The sequence below is a fragment of the Vibrio sp. 10N.222.52.B7 genome, assembly GCF_041474275.1.
GTDB lineage: Bacteria > Pseudomonadota > Gammaproteobacteria > Enterobacterales > Vibrionaceae > Vibrio > Vibrio crassostreae_C.
On the sequence record NZ_JBFRTU010000340.1, the window covers coordinates 1 to 317 of the forward strand.

Annotated in this window: 1 pseudogene; it reads left to right on the forward strand. The window is 47.3% G+C overall.

Annotated features, from left to right (window positions below):
- Window positions 1-64: 64 nt before the first annotated feature.
- A pseudogene (locus tag AB4512_RS23115) lies at window positions 65-317 on the forward strand (group II intron reverse transcriptase/maturase); the annotation flags it as partial.

Sequence of the window (317 nt, forward strand, 5' to 3'; positions counted from 1 at the left end):
CCAAACGCCCATCGTAATGGTTGGGACAAGGTGAAGGCCTGAACATTTAGAAGAGGGAGGAGTCTTGTCAAACTTGTCGATACCCACTACGCCGACAGGCGATTACTATCAACAGCGTAATGATAGGCAACCATCCTTCAACAGCGATCTATTCACTCAATTGCTCCGATCTGAAAATTTACAGCAAGCATGGCGTCAAGTTAAAGCCAACAAAGGTGCGGCAGGTATCGATGGCATGACCATCAACGCCTTCCCGCTTTGGCTACAACAAGGGGGCTGGCAGCAATGTAAATCTCAATTAGAGTACGGTGAATATA